The sequence below is a fragment of the Psychrobacter sp. 4Dc genome (assembly GCF_002836715.1).
In the GTDB taxonomy this organism is placed as follows: domain Bacteria; phylum Pseudomonadota; class Gammaproteobacteria; order Pseudomonadales; family Moraxellaceae; genus Psychrobacter.
Window position 1 is genome coordinate 1 of the sequence record NZ_PJAT01000124.1, and the last position, 2,235, is coordinate 2,235.

Annotated in this window: 2 protein-coding genes; both read left to right on the forward strand. The window is 35.3% G+C overall.

The features are described from left to right. Positions 1–1,072, forward strand: a 1,072-nt coding sequence (locus CXF61_RS11815; RefSeq protein WP_165598326.1) for a cysteine desulfurase family protein, incomplete at its 5' end; no start/stop codon positions are given. 72 nt (positions 1,073–1,144) lie between these two features. Next, complete coding sequence (locus CXF61_RS11820; protein WP_193834221.1) at positions 1,145–2,128, forward strand: leucine-rich repeat domain-containing protein; 984 nt, start codon at positions 1,145–1,147, stop codon at positions 2,126–2,128. Positions 2,129–2,235 lie beyond the last annotated feature (107 nt).

The window sequence follows — 2,235 nt, forward strand, 5'->3', positions numbered from 1 at the left end:
TGGTAATCCCCACTCAGTTAACCATGCTTTTGGCTGGTCTAAAGAACAAGTAATTAAAGATGCTTTGGAGAGTTTTTCAGAAATCTATGATTGTTTTGAGGATGAGCTTATATTTACGTCGGGTGCAACTGAAGCTAATAACTTAGCAATTACCGCAGGTATTAAGATTGCTAAAGGTCTAAAGCCGAATGCTAACACTATTTTAACCAGTTATTTAGAACATAAGTCTGTATTAGCTCCCCTAGAGCTTATATCTAAAAAGCTGAATTTAAACCTGATATATATAGACTTAAATGATAACGGTAAAATTAACCTCGAAAATCTTGAGCATCACTTAGATCGCAATGATGTACTCTGGGTATCTTGCGCCATGACAAATGGAGTTATCGGTACAAACCAACCTATTAGCGCTATCTCTGAGATATGCAACCAGAACAATGTCTTTCTTCACGTAGATGCCTCACAAGCAGGCTACTTACCTATCAGCTGCTTGAATCTAGATGTGGATTTCCTGACTTTATCTGCTCACAAAATATATGGCCCTTCGGGAATTGGTCTACTTTACTCTAAACACTTACAAAACCCTGACTTTGAGCCTATGATTGTGGGTGGCGGACAGCAAGATGGACTACGAGCTGGAACTCTGGCTACTCCTTTAATAGTCGGCTTTCAAAAAGCGGCTGAGATAATGTGCGAGAATAAAGAGGTAGAAGCTGAGTCGCTCAAACAGCTACGCCAAATACTCCTCGAAAACTTAAGCAAAAAACTTGATATTGAAGTTATTGGAGATGCTGAGAGCCGCCATCCAGGAAACTTGTACCTTGCAATATCAGGTGTAGATAGTGTTCAGTTATTGAACAACCTACAACCCCATCTTGCCTTTTCTCTTAGCTCAGCTTGTGATGGGTTGAATCGGGAATACCCTCCACTTTTAAAAGCAATAGGTATAAATAAAGAAAAAGCTGAAACGACATTACGAATTTGTGTGGGTCGTATGACTACTGAAGCAGAAGTTACACAAGCAGCAAATATGATTGTTAGTACTGCGCACAAAGTAAATAAAATGACTTGATAATGAATGTTGAGGCTCTACCAGAATTCTGGATGGTCTCTAATTACTGACTATCTAAATTTTGGGGCTACCATGTTTCTTATCCTTTTAGTTATAGCGTTATTACTAGCTATTCCAACGTTCGGTGTTTCCTTACTCGTTTTTATCGGTTTTTATTGGTATAAAACAACAAGTATGAAGCAGCAGTTAGTACAAACCCTAACTTCTTTGCCAGATGTTACTCATCAAAGCGAAGGTTGTGTTGTAGATATTAAGTATGAGCAGATCTTAGCTTTTGCAGAAGAGATAGGTGATATAAAAACATATAGAAGTGATTTTCTACCTATACAAGATAGGCCCACTTACATTGAATTTGAAGTTGAAATTGATAATCATAAATACAAGTTCACTTTAGATAGATATGGTGATAAGTCTATTATGAAGAGAATAGGCAACCCATTTACTATTGGAATACATGAATGGCTATCAAATTTTTACCATAACAATGATAAAGCGCCTAATGAAATTCTATTCAATAAGAGTCTTGTACTTGGTAGTGCAGGTCATCCTGAGTATAGAAAAGACATTGGTATATTACCTGACAGCATCTTTCACCTAGAAATTTTAGAAAACCTTCATTTACAATATTGCTCGCTAACGTATATACAAGAAGATATTTTAAACTTAAAAAACTTAAAAGACTTAAAGCTAGGTAATAACGAACTATCTACATTACCAAAGTCAGTTGGGTATTTAAGAAAGCTAGAGATCTTAACTGTTTGGATGAATGACCTAGTATACTTACCTGAAGAGGTCGGTTTTCTAGTTAATCTAAAAGGATTAGATTTATCTGACAATCCAATAAAAAGACTACCTGACAGCATAGATAACTTAGTAAATTTGAGAACACTTTATTTATTTGGAGTACCAAATCTAACACTAACTATTCAACAGCAAAATTGGATTCATGAGTTATATAAAAGAGGATGCAACTTATGTGTGGATAGGCACTTATTAACAACTGAAGACAAACCAAATGACGATGATATTTATAACTATACTTATATAGAAACTTAGTACAGCCAAGCCCTTATCAGAATTTTCTTAAATCGAGAACTTACAGATTTGTAAAAGCTAGCGGAAATAATTTTTTAGGAGGGACTTTTATTTGTTAATCATAATTT